Genomic DNA, 15,334 nt, shown 5'->3' with positions numbered 1-15,334 from the left:
GGCGGACCTGGGCTTAAAAATTAATTCTTATAGTAAGTTATCGTCTTCTTAATCTACTTCTTTAACATCTCCAGATTCAACAACGTCTAATCTTTCTTTTCTTACTGTATCAGAAACTCTTTCGTTTTCTGTAACTGTTTCTGTATTTACATCAACTTCTTCTGTTACGTAAGCTTCTTTATCTACAGATACTCTTTCTTCGTGGATTGGAATTCTGATTTCATCAGATGCTTCATCAAAAGCGTATCCATCAACTGCTTCGCCTTCAACAGCATGTCTTTCAACTGTAACTCTTTCTTTTTCTACTGGTACTTCGATTTCTTGAGTTTCAGTTACAACTTCTTTTCTAAGTCCAATTTCACCAGTTTGAACTCTTTCTTTGTTTACTCTTAATCTTTCTTCGTGAAGTCTGATTTTATCTCTTTTTGAAAGGTCTTCTCTTTCAAGAATATCTTCATCGATGTAGTCTTTTCTTTGTTCGTATGTTGAGTCGATAAATTCAGGATCTTCTAGGTAATCATCTCTTTCGATTGCTAGTACGTAGTTTCCGCTTTCAACTGCACCTAGTGCTTCATCAGAAACTTCTCTATCGAATCCGAAATCACCAAAGTAAGCTGGATCTAAATCTTCACCTGTGTAGTATGCATAGATTCCGTTATATTCTGGATCTAATGTGTCTCTGTTTGCTCTATCTGAAATTCCGTAATATCTAAGGTTTTCATTATTAAATTCATTAGCAGAAATAACTTCAAGTTCACTATCGCTAAAACCTTGAGCTCTTAGTTGGTCGATTCTTGCTAGTAATTCATCTTCTGTTCTGAATGTTTCAAAATTTGCCATTATATATCTCCTTTTATTTTTAACTTCCTAGACTCTCGTCTATATCGTTCTAGTAGGTATATACCCCCCACAAAAATTTATTAAACATAAATATAAAACTTTTTTTAAACTTTACAATAATTTATATTTATTAATCAATATCCTCATAATTTAGTTTGCTATCATCTACAGTTACAATTTCTTTTCTAATAGGGACTCTGATTTTTTGCATTTCTATATATTTTTCACGTCTAATAACTATCTCTTCAACAACCCTTTTCTCTTTTCTAACCCTTACCCTCTCTTCATGAAGGGGGATTACAATAGTCTCACCATTTTTAAGTTTTTCTAGATATTCGTCATTCAAATTTATATTATCCATGTAAAATCATCCTTTCGCAGTTTATTAATTTATACCCACAAAATTAAAAGTATAGTGAAAATGGTGATGATATGAATAACATTTTGCATACAGATTGTGATGCTTTTTATGCATCTTGTGAAGAAATTAGAAATCCAAGACTTAAAAATTATCCACTGGCTGTTGGTGGGCTTACAAATAAATCAATAATTACAACTGCAAATTACAAGGCGAGAAAATATGGCATTCACTCTGCTATGCCTGTTTTTATGGCAAAAGAACTTTGTCCCAATCTAATATTAATACCGGTTGACCACCCATATTATAGAAAAAAATCAGATGAGGTTTTTACTATTATCAAAAAATATGCCAGTAATTTTGAACAAGTTTCCATAGATGAGGCATATTTACAAATAGAAAGTCAAAATCCCTTAGACCTAGCTAGAAAGATCCAAGATGAAGTTTTTTTAAAAACTCAAATCAATGTTTCAATAGGCATATCATATAATAAATTTTTGGCAAAACTTGCCAGCGACTGGAATAAACCCCATGGATTAAATGAAATATCTAAAAGCGATGTTCCAGAAATTTTAATGGATTTAGATATAAAAAAAGTCCATGGCCTTGGTATTCATGGTGTAGAAAAATTAAAAAATATTGGAATTTATACCATAAAAGATTTATTAAGACTTGATGAAGATTTTTTAATTGAACTTTTTGGCAAGCACGGATCTTATATTTATGGGGTAATACGTGGTGAGGACAAAAGAGAAATAAATCCTAGTCGCAAGAGGAAGTCCTTGGGGCGAGAGCGAACTTTTAGAGAAAATACAAATGACATAAATATTTTAAATCAGTATCTAAAAGAAATATCCGAAAAAATTGAAGATGATTTAGAAAAAAAAGACTTGCAGGGCAAAACTATAAATCTCAAAATAAAAAATAGTGATTTCAAAACCATTACCCGCGCCATAACCCTCCAAGAACCTATTTATAAAAAAGAAGATATTTTTAATTCTGCCAGTGAATTATTAAATGAAGTTTATGAAAACGAATATGTAAGATTAATCGGAATTTCTCTTTCAAAATTATCAAATCGCAATAGCAACCAATTAACATTCTTATAAAATAAAAAAGTACTGAATTTAATCAGTACTTTTTCTTATTTAAACATCTAGGCTTTCTTGAGTATCTTCATCTTCAAATAAATTTTCTTCTTCGTTATTATTTAACGATGCTCTGATTTTGCCTTCGATTTCATTCATAATATCTTTATTTTCTTCAAGGTATGTTTTTACATTTTCACGTCCTTGGCCAAGTTTTTCTCCACCATATGAGAACCATGATCCAGCTTTTTCTACTATATCCATTTCTACAGCTGTATCTAGGATAACACCTGATTTTGAAATACCAGATCCATACATAATATCAAATTCTACTACTTTAAATGGTGGCGCTACCTTATTTTTTACAACTTTTACACGTGTTCGAGATCCAATAGAATTATCGCCTTCTGTAATTGTTTTTATCCTACGAATATCAAGTCTAACTGATGAGTAGAATTTAAGGGCACGACCACCTGTTGTAGTTTCTGGTGAACCAAACATGACCCCAACTTTTTCTCTTAATTGGTTGATAAATACTACAGTTGTATTTGATTTTGCAATTACACCTGTAAGTCTTCTAAGAGCCTGGCTCATTAGTCTTGCTTGAAGACCTACGTGGCTATCTCCCATCTCTCCTTCGATTTCTGCTCTTGGTACTAGGGCTGCTACTGAGTCGATGATTATTAAATCTACGGCACCAGAACGTACTAGAGATTCTGCAATATCTAATCCTTGTTCACCCGTATCTGGCTGTGACAAAATAAGATTTTCTATATCTACCCCTAGATTTCTAGCATATTCTGCATCCATAGCATGCTCTGCGTCTATAAATGCACACATATGGCCTTGTTTTTGATCTTCTGCTATCATATGAAGGGCAAGTGTTGTTTTACCAGAAGATTCTGGCCCAAATATTTCTATAACTCTTCCCCTTGGAATACCACCAATTCCAAGTGCAATATCTAGATTTATAGCTCCTGTTGGGATAGCTGATACTGCTACCTTTGGAGCTTCTCCCATTTTCATTATTGATCCTTTACCATATTTTTTTTCAATATTTTTAAAGGCTTGGTCTAGTGCTTTTTGTTTGTTATCATCCATATTAATCTCCTATATATTTTCTAAATCTAAAACTTCTTTGTTTTTAATTATATAATCTAGTCCTGAAATAATTGTTAGTATAACTGCTATATAAAATACATAAACTCCAGCAATATTTAAAGTGCTATTATTTAGTAAAAGTAAAACTAGTGCTATCATTTGGCTAGTTGTTTTAAGTTTTCCCCATTTGCTGGCTGCAATTGTTATACCCTTATCCGCTGCAAGTGTCCTAAAACCTGTAATTATAAGTTCCCTTGCAATAATTATTATAACAGCCCAAGCAGGAATTATGCTTGCTTCTACTAAAACTACAAATGCCGCCATAGTTAGTAATTTATCCACCAATGGATCTACAAATTTCCCAAAGGTTGTAACTAAGTTTCTACTACGTGCTAGGTGTCCATCTAGGGCATCTGTAAGAGAAGCTATTACAAATACTATGGCTGCTATATTATAACTTGTACCATAAATATAATATAAAACTAGAAATACTGGGATTAAAAGTAATCTTAAAACTGTAACTTTATTCGCTATATTCACCTAAATCTCCTTCAAAATAAGACCTATCTACCAAGACTTTTCTTGGTTTGCTGCCCTCATATGGACCTACAATTCCTTTTGCTTCAAGCTGGTCGATAATTCTACCTGCCCTTGCATAGCCAATTCTAAGTTTTCTTTGTAAAAGTGAAACTGATGCGGTGTTTTCATCTATAATTATTTGAGTTGCTTCATCAATTAATTCATCCTCATCATCCACTTCTTTTACTTGAGAATTTTCCTCTACCGTTTCTATGGCTTCTTGGTTATAATCTGCCTTAGTCTCTTCTTTAATATATTCAACCACATCCAATACTTCCTTGTCTGATACAAAAGCTCCTTGGATTCTAAGTGGTTTCATAGAGTCACTTGATGCATAAAGCATATCCCCTTTTCCTAAAAGTTTTTCTGCTCCAGAAGCATCAAGTATAGTTCTAGAATCTGTTTGGCTGGTTACAGCAAATGAAATCCTAGATGGTATATTTGCCTTTATTGTACCTGTGATAACATCTACTGTTGGCCTTTGGGTTGCAATTACTAAATGAATTCCACATGCCCTTGATTTTTGAGCTAGGCGCATGATGTAATCTTCCACTTCACTTGCTGCAGTCATCATAAGATCCGCAAGCTCGTCTATGATTACAACAATATATGGTAAATTTTCCATAGACTCGTCAGTTTCAGCTGCTCTTTTATAGCCTTCTATATCACGAACATGGTACTTTTGAAAGGCCTTATATCTTTTTTCCATTTCAGAAATGGCCCAAAATAAAGAGGAACTTGCTTTTTTAGGATCTGTAATAACCGGCATAATTAAATGAGGAATACCATTATAAACTGAAAGTTCAACTACTTTTGGATCTATCATCAATAGCTTAACTTCATCTGGAGAGTGTTTGTAAAGTATACTCATAATAATAGTATTTATACATACCGACTTACCAGATCCTGTTGCTCCAGAAACTAGTAAATGTGGCATCTTTTCAATACCAGAGACCACAGGTTCACCTGAAATTGACTTACCCATAGCAAAAGGAATTTTTGATTTAGCATTTGCAAATTTATTTGTGCTAATTATTTCCTTAAATCCTACTATTTCTTTGCTATCATTTGGAACTTCAATACCCACATGACTTTTGCCTGGAATAGGTGCTAGGATTCTAATACCACTTGTTGCAAGTGATAGGGCCAAATCATCAGCAAGATTTAATATCTTACTTACCTTTACCCCTCTTTGTGGTTTTAATTCATAGCAAGTAACTGTGGGTCCTATGTCTATTTGAACCACTTTTGCTTCTATGCCAAAACTTTCTAGTGTCTCTTCTATGGCGATTGCTTTTTCCTTTATTTCACCCTCATCAACTGATCCTGCATCAGTCCTATCTTCTAGCAAGTCAACCGGTGGATAATTATAGTTGTCAAATTCTTTTTTGAAAGTCTCATCCAAGTCTTTCATTTCTATTTGCTTTGACTTATAGCTTCTTACTTCAATTTCTTCATCATCTGAAAAATCGTAAGTTTTAATAGCCTTTTTCTTTGGCCTTACTTCTTTTTCAATAGGCTGATCTATTTTTTCTATAAGCTCAGTTTCTGTAATAGGCTTTTCTTCTAAAGTTGGTCCTAGATTATGGTTATCATTTGCTATGAAGATTTCCTCATCTTCACTTTCCTTAATGTTTTTGCTAGATTCATTTCTTTTTTCTTTAAGACTTGCAAATAAATCTGAAATCTTACTTGCAATTAGGATTATAATATCTCTAATCTTTCTTAAAAATTCACCATAGGTAAGTGGACTTATACCAATTACAAATAAAAATATTGAAAGAGCAAATAAAATATCTAGTCCCAAAGTTCCCAAAAAACTAATAATATAATATGCAAAAAATCCGCCAATCATTCCACCAGAATCAGCTGCATTTTGTATATTATAATCTATAGTCCAATTTAAATCGTTTCTTACATAAGCTTTGGATAAAAATGCCAGGGTCATTATAAAAAGTAAGTATAAAAGCAAAAAATGTTTGATATTTTCCCTGTATTTATCTCTGTAGGCAAATAAAAAACTGATAAAAATAATGGCTGGAAAGGCTAGGGCTAGTTTGCCAAATGTATTAGTAAAACTATTGGTTATTGCATTTCCAACTTTTCCAGTATTTGATGAAAAAATAAATATAAATAAAATTAAAGATAGACCCATCACAACTAATGAAAATACATTAAAATCAAAGGTCCATTCTCTTTTTTTCTTGGCTCTATTTCTAGGAGGTTTATTTGTAGATTTTTTTCTTATTCGATTGTCATTTTTACTATTTGTCATAATTACCTCATTATAAATTATATATGAAATGGGCAAAAAAATAAACCTTGGCAAAGGTAAAAGGCAGCTAATAAAACTTAGCTGCCCAAAAAAATTTATTACTCAGCCTTGGTTTTTTCTACATTCATTTTTGTAAATATGGTTATTATAATAAAAACAATTGAAAATCCTAGCAAAATCAAGGTATTAGTATTGAAAAATGAGTAATTTAAATCTGTATTTATATTTTTAATATTTTCCACATAATAATAGGAAGGAAATATTTTTCCTAATTTGCTAGCCAAATCTCCTAATAGTTCTTGTGGGACAAATATTCCTGTCAAAAATGATGATCCCAAAGAAAATACATTCATTATCCCTGTAATTGTATTTTGATTTTTGGCTAGTTTTGAAATCATTACTGCAAAACATACGATAGTTGCTGTAAATAAGAGTGCATTTGCCATCATTTGCTTAGTTGGTCTTGAAAATGTGAAATCTTTAAAGAATATACAATAAAAAATCATATAGACTAACCAAACTACTAGTCCGCAAACTATATGGCCAAGGATTAATTGTAAATTTTGCTTAGATTTTTTAAAAGGAGATATTAAATTTCTTTTGTTAGTACTTTCTTTATTGTATGTTAAACTTATAATACCAACTATCATTATAATCTGGCTCATAATTACATATCCAAGCATCCTAAAAAAGTATGGTGCATTATCTTTTTGATTTTTTACAAGCGATTTAACTTCCACATCAATATCTTTGTCAAAATTTTCTTTTGCATTTTTTATAGAATCTTTTGTCGAAAATCCTGCTTTTTCAAATGTATCAATTTGGTTTAAAAATGAATTTATTTCATTTTTTGCATAAAGTGTATAGGAATCATCATATACTTCTTTAAAATCTACCATGCCTTTTTCATCAAAATCTATAGGTATTGTTAAAGCACAGACTATCTCTTCATAAAACAATTTGTCATCAATCTTATCATCATCAATTTTTACTAGTTTGTGATTTTTATCTATAAACTCTACTAAAGCCTTAGACCTATCTGTATTTGATTGATCATTTACATAAATAGGCAATTTTAAATTACTATATTTATCAACAGGATCACCAGATTTCGTAAATATAAAAATTAATACTAAAAATATTAACGAATATAGTAAGAGTGACTTAATATGGCTTTTTAATATCTTAAAATAATTTTTAAATACTATCATATTGCTTACCCCTAGTAAATATATATGTTAGGACTATAAAAAATAATGTTACTGCCAAAAGCCAAGCTATATTATTGTAAAATCTATCAAAGGTATCGTAATAGTACAAAGAATATATCCCATCACTTATAAGAGCAACCGGATTTAATTTGTTGATAATTGGAGCATTATCAGCAATCATTACTTTGACACTTGAAACCATCATTCCAGCTAAAAAAGACATTAATAATGACAAAGCCAAACCAATTGCTGATTTGATTTCAATATTAGCTTTATTGCTAGAACCAATTAGCATACCCAAAGATACTCCACAAAGGGCACCTATACCAGTAATCAACAGTAGTTCTGCAAGATTTTCAGAAAAATCAACCCCTAATATTTTATTAAAAATAATCATAGTTACTATTGATATTAGAAAATTTAAAATAAATCCAACACACATAGAAGCAAGCAAACTTACTTTTTTATTTACTGGAGATATTGCATTTCTTTTTGCAACAGTAGATAAATTTGCTTCATATTGGTGGATTATTTCAAGCCCCCAAGAATAGCCATATATTAATTGATAACCAATCAAAGCAAAGAAAAATGTCATTACTGGATCTATTTTTTTTCTAGGACCCTTAATATTTAAGTGGGACTTTTCCTCTAAAATAGTATCGAAATCAGGATTTGGATTTTTTTCAAGGATTGTTTTTATCATTGATTCCCTCATATTATAATATTTTAATAGACTTACCAAGATGCTTTCAAAAACCCCATTTTTCTTAACAATAATTTTATCTTTTTTATCAATATAGGCCTTGATTTCTTCCTTGTCTAAATCCTTATCATCATCGACTGGAGAAATATCTAATATTTCTTCTTCTATAATATTATCAGTGAAGTTCTTAAAATTTTGATCATCTAGTAATCTTTCATTAACTGCAACTTTTATAGGTTCAAATTCATCAGAATTTACAATATTTCCAAGTGCTAGTTTAAAAAACACCCCAAGCACTAAGGGAAATATTAAGGCCCAAAATAATAAAGATTTTTGTCTAACAAAGACTTTAAATGTCTTTTTAAATTCATGAAAAAACATACTAGTCCCTCAATTCTTTGCCAGTTAGTGATAAAAATACATCATTAAGTGAGGGAGACTGGCTAGTAAGACTGTCATAGGCCACTGAATTATCATTTAAAATACTAATTAGTTTTATTAAATTATCCTTTCCATGGCCAAAACTTAGATGATAAAAATTGTCCTTAGATTCAAAATTAACAAGAGTTTCAATTGATTTTATTTTCTTTATTACAGATTCATCTAGATTTTCACTAACAAAAGAAACTTTTTCATTTATATCAATAATATTTTTTAGACTCTCAGAGCTGCCTTTAGCAATGACTTTTCCCCTGTCAATTATAACTATATCATCACATAGTTCTTCGACTTCATCCATGTAGTGAGAAGTATAAATTATGGTAGCCCCATTCTCATTTAATTTTTTAATGCCTTCTAAAATATTATTTCTAGATTGAGGATCTACAGCAACGGTTGGCTCATCAAAAATTATTATTTCTGGTTTGTGGGCTATACCACATGCTATATTTAGCCTTCTTAACAAACCACCTGATAGTTCCTTTGGTTTGAAATTTAGAAAATCATTTAAAGCTACTAGGTCTATAGTTTCTCTGATAAGTTTTTTTCTTTGCTCCTTATCTTTTATGTAGAGGCCACAAAAATAATCGATATTTTCATAGACATTTAGTTCATCATATACACCTACATCTTGAAATACTGCACCAATTTTTTCTTTTATATCATAAGATTCCGGTGTCATTTCTTCGCCATAAATTTTAATTGAACCCTTATCTTTTTTTATAAGGGCTAGAAGGCAATTTATAGTTGTTGATTTTCCAGATCCATTTGGGCCTAAAAGTCCTAGTATTCTGCCTTTTTTTACATCTAAATCCAAATTATCAATGGCTTTTATTTTTTTGTAAGATTTTTCTAATCCTCTTATTTCAATTATATTTTCCATAAGATCCTCCTAGGGAAATTATATTCTCATTTAATAATTAATCTAATATTTAAAATATATTTTACATTTTTTTAGATGGTACAAAAAAATCGGCATTAAGATTTTTCTTAATAACCGATTTGTATTTTAATTATTTATTTCTTGGATCTTCATCAGCTGGCCATGCTTGTGCATTTGGATTGTTTTTGTAATCTTCTTTTTCTTCTCTTTCTGGTTTTTCTATAAGAGCTTTTCTTGAAAGGTTGATTCTCCCTTGCTTGTCAATTTCTGTTACTTTTACAGTAACTTCATCTCCAACAGCAAGTACATCTTCTACTTTATCAGTTCTAGCATGGTCGATTTGAGAAATGTGAAGAAGTCCTTCTTTTCCAATGGCAATTTCGATAAAGGCACCGAAGTTCATAATTCTAGTAACCTTTCCTGTATAAACATCTCCTACTTGTGGATCAGTTACAATGGCACGAATCATTTCGATTGCTTTTTTACCACTTGCTCCATCTGTTGATGCTACTGTTATGTGTCCATCATCTTCTGTCTCGATTGTTACACCAGTCTCATCGATAATTTTATTAATTGTTTTACCGCCTGATCCTATAACATCACGTACTTTTTCTGGATCAATGTCAATTGTAAATAATCTTGGGGCATAGTCAGATATATCTTCTCTTGGTTTATCGATTGTAGCTTCTATTAAATCTAGAATTTGCATTCTAGCTTCTTTTGCATTATCAAGCGATTCTTCTAAGACTTCACGAGTTATCCCTGCAATTTTCATATCCATTTGTAGGGCAGTAATTCCATCACGAGTTCCTGCAACTTTAAAGTCCATATCTCCTAGGTGGTCTTCAAGACCTTGGATGTCTGTAAGAATTGAAATAGATTCATCTTCTTTTATTAGTCCCATTGCAATACCTGCAACTGGTTTTTTAATTGGTACACCTGCATCCATTAGTGACAGTGTAGACCCACAGATTGATGCTTGGGAACTTGAACCATTTGAACTTAAAACCTCAGATACAACTCTAATTGTGTATGGGAAGTCACTTTCATCTGGTAAAACTGGTACAAGAGCTCTTTCTGCCAAGTGTCCGTGACCAACTTCACGACGTCCTGGTGCACGAAGTGGTTTTACATCTCCAACACTGAATGGTGGGAAATTGTATTGGTGCATATATCTTTTTTGAATTTCTTCACGGTTAAGTCCATCAATTATTTGAACGTCAGCTGGTGAACCAAGTGTGGTTACTGATAAAACTTGAGTTTGTCCACGTTTAAATAAACCTGATCCATGTACTCTAGGCAATAGCCCTGCTTCTGCTGAAAGTGGTCTGATTTCTTTTAAATCACGTCCATCTGGTCTGATTTTATCGATTGAAATCATACGGCGAACTTCAAGTTTCATGATATTATCAATTACTCTGTGGATTTCATCTTCACTTTCTGGGTATTCTGGCAAAAATCTTTCTTTTGCAGATTCTTCTATATTAAACATAGCTTCGCCACGTTCCATTTTATCAGTTGTTCTGATAGAGCCTTTAATAGCTTCAGCATATTCTGCTGTAATTTTTTCTTCAAGCTCTGATGGCACGATAACTTCTACCATATTTTTTTCTTTACCAATTTCATCAATAATTCCTTGGATAAAGTCTGAAATATGTCCGATTTCTTCATGGGCAATTAACATTGCTTCAAGCATTTGTGCTTCTGTTAGCTCATTTGCTCCAGCTTCAACCATGTTTATAGCATCTTTGCTACCTGCAACTGTTAGGTCAAGCTGAGATTTTTTTCTTTGGTCTTCATTTGGGAATACTACAAATTCTCCATCAACAAAACCAACAGAAACAGCACCTACTGGTCCATTAAATGGTATATCTGATATTCCAAGAGCAATACTTGCACCAATTGTGGATAGGCAATCTGGCAAATTGTCCTCATCCATAGATAAAACTGTTGCAATTATTTGTACGTCATTATAATAATTTTCTGGGAAAAGTGGACGCAAAGGTCTATCCATTTGGCGGGAAATTAGGGTTGCTTCATCAGATGCTTTACCTTCTCTTTTTAAAAAACCACCTGGGATTTTACCAACTGCGTATAGCTTTTCTTGAAAATCACAAATTAGTGGAAAAAAGTCTATCCCTTCTCTTGGTTTTTCACTAGCTACTGCTGTTACTAAAAGAGAAGTATCCCCACATTTTATGTAACATTCGCCATTAGCCTGTTCTGCAAATTTTCCTATTGTTACATCAAGTTCATATCCATGGCTTGATGTATAAATATAATTTTTCTCCATCTTTTCTCCTAAAAAATAAGGCGGGATATACCCCGCCAATCTACTAACCTCTTATGCCTACTTTTTCGATAATAGCTCTATATCTTTCGATATCATTATCTTTTAAGTAGTTTAATAACCCTTTTCTACGTCTAATCATTTTAAAAAGTCCTCTTCTTGATGAGTGGTCTTTTGGATTAGCTTTTAAATGTTCAGTTAAATCTTTAATTCTGTAGCTTAAAATAGCTATTTGTACTTCTGGAGAACCTGTGTCTCCTTCTTCTAATTGGTATTCTTTGATAAGTTCTGTCTTTTTGTCTTGTGATAACATATTTTTCCTCCTATATGTTGTATTTGCCTTTGACCGTGTAAAAGTCGAGGTTGCGTTTACAAAGCCAAGGTACCTAAGTAATTATACCAACAAAAAAAGTATTTGTAAAGATTACAAATACTTATTATTTATAGTATCAATTGCTCTTTTTTTATCAATTTCCATTTGATTTATCAAATCATCTACTGATTCAAATTTCAAATCACCACGGAAAAATTCTAAAAACTCAATTGTTATATTTTCTCCATATATATCCTCGCTAAAATCTAGGATATATGTTTCTATTTTTCTAAAGTCATTCTCAAAAGTAGGATTTGAACCAATATTAGTAAGGGCAAAATGATTTTTTCCCCGTACATTGACCCTTGTTAAATATACTCCATCTTTTGGAACAGTATAAGAAAAATTCATTTCTAAGTTAGCAGTTGGGAAATTCAGTGTGCGACCTCTTTTGTGGCCATCAACCACATGACCTATTATTTTGTAGTTCCTGCCCAAATATTTGTTTGCTTTTGCAATATTACCATTTTTGATAAGTTCTTTTATTGAACCTGATGATATTTTTACTCCATCATCAACTTCAAAATCAACTATGGTAGTTTCAAATCCAAATTCATCTTGAAAGCGAGCAAGAGTTTTTATGTCACCTTCAGCATTTTTACCGAAACGGTAGTCTTCACCAATTACAATATATTTGGTATTAAGTTTTTTGTACAAAATTTCTGAAATAAATTCCCTAGGGCTTAAAGACCTAAAGTCTTCGTTAAATTCTAGGATACAAAATGTATCCATGCCCATATTTGAAAAAATTTCGATTTTATCATTTAGACTTGTTAAATAATCTTTTTCATCTATTAAAGTTTTTTTGCTATTTTCCTTAAAAAGTAAAACTGATGGGACCAGATTAAGTTGCCTAGCAATTTCCAAGTCTTTTTTTATAAGCTTTTGATGGCCAATATGGATGCCATCAAAATTACCTAGTGCAATAGCCTTTGGCTCAAAGTCTGTCATGCCTCTGTCTAGGTCGTATATTTTTATATTATTTTTCATAAAATACTTTCTCCATTTTTAGAAAATATTTGTCGTTATTTTTGTGAGTCTTTCCTAGTCCTATAAAATCATCTTCTACATAAACTCTAATCAATCCATCATAATGGCACTCATCAATATGCATGGTCATACCATTTGTTGCTTGTTTTAAATATGTTTTATCAAGCACAATTTCAGGATAAGCTTTTAGTGCGTAGTCAACTGGCATTATCTTATTTAAAATTTCATCCTTGCTCATTTCAAGTAAATTTTGAGAATTGATCGCATCTTCTATATAAAAATCACCAACTTTAGAACGAGTCAGACTATTTACATAGGCAAAGCTTCCTAATTTCTCACCCAAATCATCGATTAGGGTTCTGATATAAGTTCCTTTTGAACATGTAATCTTAAATCTTGCTTTCGGAAAATCAAAATCCAATATTTCAAAAGAAAAAATTATAATTTCTCGTTTTTTTCTCTCAACCTCGATTCCCTTTCTTGCAAGATCATAGAGTTTTTGACCATTTACCTTTAGGGCTGAGTACATGGGTGGGATTTGTGTTATTTTGCCGGTAAAATTTTCCATTTCTTTTTCTAATTCTTCTCTAGAAAAGACTTTATCAGACATATCCACAACTTCCCCATCATAATCAAGAGTATCAGTTCTTTTTCCAAAGATTGCTTCTGTGATGTATTCTTTTTTCTCATCCATCAAAAAATCTGAAACTCTAGTAGCTTTTCCAATTACAATTGGCAAAACTCCACTAGCTTCAAGATCTAAGGTGCCAGTATGACCCACTTTTTTTGTATCAAGTGCTTTTTTTACAAGACTTACGCATTTATTAGAAGAAATGCCCACTTCTTTATTTACATTTAAAATTCCACTTATCATCTATATATTTTGTAAAATTACACGAGCCTTAGCTGCTGCTGACTCAAGACTGTCATCAAATATCGAAAATCCACTGGCATTTGCATGGCCACCACCGCCATTTTCTCTGGCAGTTTTAGAAATATCAATGCCTTTTGATCTCATAGACACCTTATATTCTCCATTGCCATATTCTTTCACAAGCATAGAAATGCTTATACCCTCTAAATCTCTTAAGATATTTACAATGTGTTCACTATCACCCATTTGCACACCATATTCATCTACCTTATCAATTGATGCAAGGGCAAAAACCCTATCTCCCATAAATTCTGCATTGGCAATAAGGTCTGTTTCAAATTTTAAAACATCTATAGGTTTATTTTGGTAGAGGGCTGAGTAAATATTTTCTTTATCTGCTCCAGCGTCTAACAATTTACCCGCAATTTCAAAGGTTGCACGATTTGTATCGTAATACATAAATCTACCTGTATCTGTTACTATGCCTGTAAATAATAGGTTGGCAGTTTTTTCATCTAATGGCATGCCAATTCTTTGAATTATTTCGTATATTAGTTGGCAAGTTGCTGGTGCTTCTGGATGGATAATATTTAAATCTGATGTGATTTTACCTCCTAGGTGGTGGTCAATTACCGCAGTTTTTTTTGAATTTACTGCTACACTTTGAGCATCTCCTATACGGTCAATCTCTGATGCATCTAGGATTAAAAGCAAATCATATGAATCTTTATAATTATTTTCATAAAATTCTAAGTCAGGTAAAAATTTTAGATAATTATCAATAGTATCATGACCCACCACTTCAGTGTCTTTGCCATAATTTCTAAGTGCTCTTGCAAATCCTAATGATGATCCTAGGTTGTCCCCATCTGGATTTACGTGAGAAACAACCCCAATTGTATTTGCCTCATCTATTAGATTTTTAAGTTTTTCGATATTTTCATTACTAATTATCATTTTCTTGGTGAGCCCTCTCATCTTTTGCAATGGTTTCTTTTATTAATTTTTCCATATACGCGCCATATTCAATTGATTCGTCAAGTTTGAATCTAAACTCTGGCATGGAACGAAGTCTCATTCTATCACCAATTAGCACTTTGATATATCCTTTTGCTTGATTTAGAGCATCTAGGACATCATCTTTTTTGCTAGTATCTCCTAGGACAGAGATGTAGCAATCAGCAAAAGAAAGGTCATTTGTGACCTTTACTTCTATTACTGAAACTCTTGCTGTATCTGATAGTCTTGGATCATTTAAATCATCTCTAATTATTTTTGATAATTCTTTTTGGATTTCTGCTCCAATTCTTTCAGTTCTTATTTTCTTCATT

General features: G+C 31.9%; 15 protein-coding genes. 1 reads left to right on the top strand and 14 read right to left on the bottom strand.

Features of this window, described 5'->3' with window-relative positions; all coding sequences use genetic code 11:
- Positions 1-48: 48 nt before the first annotated feature.
- Together OC526_RS04660 and OC526_RS04655 are read right to left on the bottom strand one after the other, a co-directional pair.
- Complete coding sequence (locus tag OC526_RS04660) at positions 49-840, bottom strand: YsnF/AvaK domain-containing protein (RefSeq protein WP_262122429.1); 792 nt, start codon at positions 838-840, stop codon at positions 49-51.
- Positions 841-970: 130 nt separating this feature from the next.
- Entirely contained in the window at positions 971-1,201 is a 231-nt protein-coding gene (locus OC526_RS04655; protein ID WP_262122428.1) for a YsnF/AvaK domain-containing protein, read from the bottom strand.
- A 71-nt stretch (positions 1,202-1,272) separates the two neighbouring features.
- Between OC526_RS04655 and OC526_RS04650 the strand changes: the two genes are divergently transcribed.
- Positions 1,273-2,307 carry a DNA polymerase IV gene (locus OC526_RS04650; protein ID WP_262122427.1) on the top strand — a complete coding sequence of 345 codons (1,035 nt, stop codon included), beginning with the start codon at positions 1,273-1,275 and terminating at the stop codon, positions 2,305-2,307.
- Positions 2,308-2,346: 39 nt separating this feature from the next.
- Here the strand turns inward: OC526_RS04650 and recA are convergent, their stop codons facing one another.
- The 12 genes from recA to rbfA all read right to left on the bottom strand — a co-directional run bounded on the left by recA (position 2,347) and on the right by rbfA (position 15,333).
- Positions 2,347-3,387, bottom strand: coding sequence for a recombinase RecA (recA, locus tag OC526_RS04645; RefSeq protein ID WP_262122426.1), 1,041 nt, complete (start codon positions 3,385-3,387; stop codon positions 2,347-2,349).
- A gap of 9 nt (positions 3,388-3,396) precedes the next feature.
- Positions 3,397-3,927 (bottom strand): CDP-diacylglycerol--glycerol-3-phosphate 3-phosphatidyltransferase, encoded by a 531-nt coding sequence (gene pgsA / locus OC526_RS04640; protein WP_262122425.1) that lies wholly within the window; start codon positions 3,925-3,927, stop codon positions 3,397-3,399.
- Positions 3,911-6,241 carry an FtsK/SpoIIIE family DNA translocase gene (locus OC526_RS04635; RefSeq protein WP_262122424.1) on the bottom strand — a complete coding sequence of 777 codons (2,331 nt, stop codon included), beginning with the start codon at positions 6,239-6,241 and terminating at the stop codon, positions 3,911-3,913. Before OC526_RS04635 ends, pgsA begins: the two co-directional genes overlap by 17 nt.
- A 98-nt stretch (positions 6,242-6,339) precedes the next feature.
- Positions 6,340-7,452 (bottom strand): ABC transporter permease, encoded by a 1,113-nt coding sequence (locus OC526_RS04630; RefSeq protein WP_262122423.1) that lies wholly within the window; start codon positions 7,450-7,452, stop codon positions 6,340-6,342.
- Entirely contained in the window at positions 7,439-8,536 is a 1,098-nt protein-coding gene (locus OC526_RS04625; RefSeq protein WP_262122422.1) for an ABC transporter permease, read from the bottom strand. Before OC526_RS04625 ends, OC526_RS04630 begins: the two co-directional genes overlap by 14 nt.
- 1 nt (position 8,537) lies before the next feature.
- The gene (locus OC526_RS04620; protein WP_262122421.1) at positions 8,538-9,476 is read right to left on the bottom strand and encodes an ABC transporter ATP-binding protein; all 939 of its coding nucleotides are present in this window, start codon (positions 9,474-9,476) and stop codon (positions 8,538-8,540) included.
- 130 nt (positions 9,477-9,606) lie between these two features.
- On the bottom strand, positions 9,607-11,769 hold the full coding sequence (locus tag OC526_RS04615; RefSeq protein WP_262122420.1) for a polyribonucleotide nucleotidyltransferase: 2,163 nt from the start codon (positions 11,767-11,769) through the stop codon (positions 9,607-9,609).
- A 43-nt stretch (positions 11,770-11,812) separates the two neighbouring features.
- Positions 11,813-12,079, bottom strand: a complete 267-nt coding sequence (rpsO, locus tag OC526_RS04610) for a 30S ribosomal protein S15 (RefSeq protein ID WP_262122419.1) — start codon at positions 12,077-12,079, stop codon at positions 11,813-11,815.
- Between the two features lie 111 nt (positions 12,080-12,190).
- Entirely contained in the window at positions 12,191-13,129 is a 939-nt protein-coding gene (locus tag OC526_RS04605) for a bifunctional riboflavin kinase/FAD synthetase (RefSeq protein ID WP_262122418.1), read from the bottom strand.
- Positions 13,119-14,003: a tRNA pseudouridine(55) synthase TruB gene (truB, locus tag OC526_RS04600; RefSeq protein WP_262122417.1), complete on the bottom strand. Its 885-nt coding sequence runs from the start codon at positions 14,001-14,003 to the stop codon at positions 13,119-13,121. The genes OC526_RS04605 and truB overlap by 11 nt, the downstream gene beginning before the upstream one ends.
- Entirely contained in the window at positions 14,004-14,960 is a 957-nt protein-coding gene (locus tag OC526_RS04595; RefSeq protein WP_262122416.1) for a DHH family phosphoesterase, read from the bottom strand.
- Positions 14,950-15,333, bottom strand: coding sequence for a 30S ribosome-binding factor RbfA (rbfA, locus tag OC526_RS04590; RefSeq protein WP_262122415.1), 384 nt, complete (start codon positions 15,331-15,333; stop codon positions 14,950-14,952). The genes OC526_RS04595 and rbfA overlap by 11 nt, the downstream gene beginning before the upstream one ends.
- Position 15,334: the final 1 nt, after the last annotated feature.

Source organism: Anaerococcus sp. Marseille-Q5996 (assembly GCF_946893725.1).
Classification (GTDB): Bacteria; Bacillota; Clostridia; order Tissierellales; family Peptoniphilaceae; genus Anaerococcus; species Anaerococcus martiniensis.
Note: the sequence above shows the minus strand (reverse complement) of the source record. Positions and strands in the feature narration are given on the sequence as shown.

Bases quoted from the DNA above. Each gene is read 5' to 3' on its own strand.
- OC526_RS04660 (WP_262122429.1), bottom strand. From the start codon at position 840: ATGGCAAATTTTGAAACATTCAGAACAGAAGATGAATTACTAGCAAGA.
- OC526_RS04655 (WP_262122428.1), bottom strand. From the start codon at position 1,201: ATGGATAATATAAATTTGAATGACGAATATCTAGAAAAACTTAAAAAT.
- OC526_RS04650 (WP_262122427.1), top strand. From the start codon at position 1,273: ATGAATAACATTTTGCATACAGATTGTGATGCTTTTTATGCATCTTGT.
- recA (WP_262122426.1), bottom strand. From the start codon at position 3,387: ATGGATGATAACAAACAAAAAGCACTAGACCAAGCCTTTAAAAATATT.
- OC526_RS04635 (WP_262122424.1), bottom strand. From the start codon at position 6,241: ATGACAAATAGTAAAAATGACAATCGAATAAGAAAAAAATCTACAAAT.
- OC526_RS04630 (WP_262122423.1), bottom strand. From the start codon at position 7,452: ATGATAGTATTTAAAAATTATTTTAAGATATTAAAAAGCCATATTAAG.
- OC526_RS04625 (WP_262122422.1), bottom strand. From the start codon at position 8,536: ATGTTTTTTCATGAATTTAAAAAGACATTTAAAGTCTTTGTTAGACAA.
- OC526_RS04620 (WP_262122421.1), bottom strand. From the start codon at position 9,476: ATGGAAAATATAATTGAAATAAGAGGATTAGAAAAATCTTACAAAAAA.
- OC526_RS04615 (WP_262122420.1), bottom strand. From the start codon at position 11,769: ATGGAGAAAAATTATATTTATACATCAAGCCATGGATATGAACTTGAT.
- rpsO (WP_262122419.1), bottom strand. From the start codon at position 12,079: ATGTTATCACAAGACAAAAAGACAGAACTTATCAAAGAATACCAATTA.
- OC526_RS04605 (WP_262122418.1), bottom strand. From the start codon at position 13,129: ATGAAAAATAATATAAAAATATACGACCTAGACAGAGGCATGACAGAC.
- truB (WP_262122417.1), bottom strand. From the start codon at position 14,003: ATGATAAGTGGAATTTTAAATGTAAATAAAGAAGTGGGCATTTCTTCT.
- OC526_RS04595 (WP_262122416.1), bottom strand. From the start codon at position 14,960: ATGATAATTAGTAATGAAAATATCGAAAAACTTAAAAATCTAATAGAT.
- rbfA (WP_262122415.1), bottom strand. From the start codon at position 15,333: ATGAAGAAAATAAGAACTGAAAGAATTGGAGCAGAAATCCAAAAAGAA.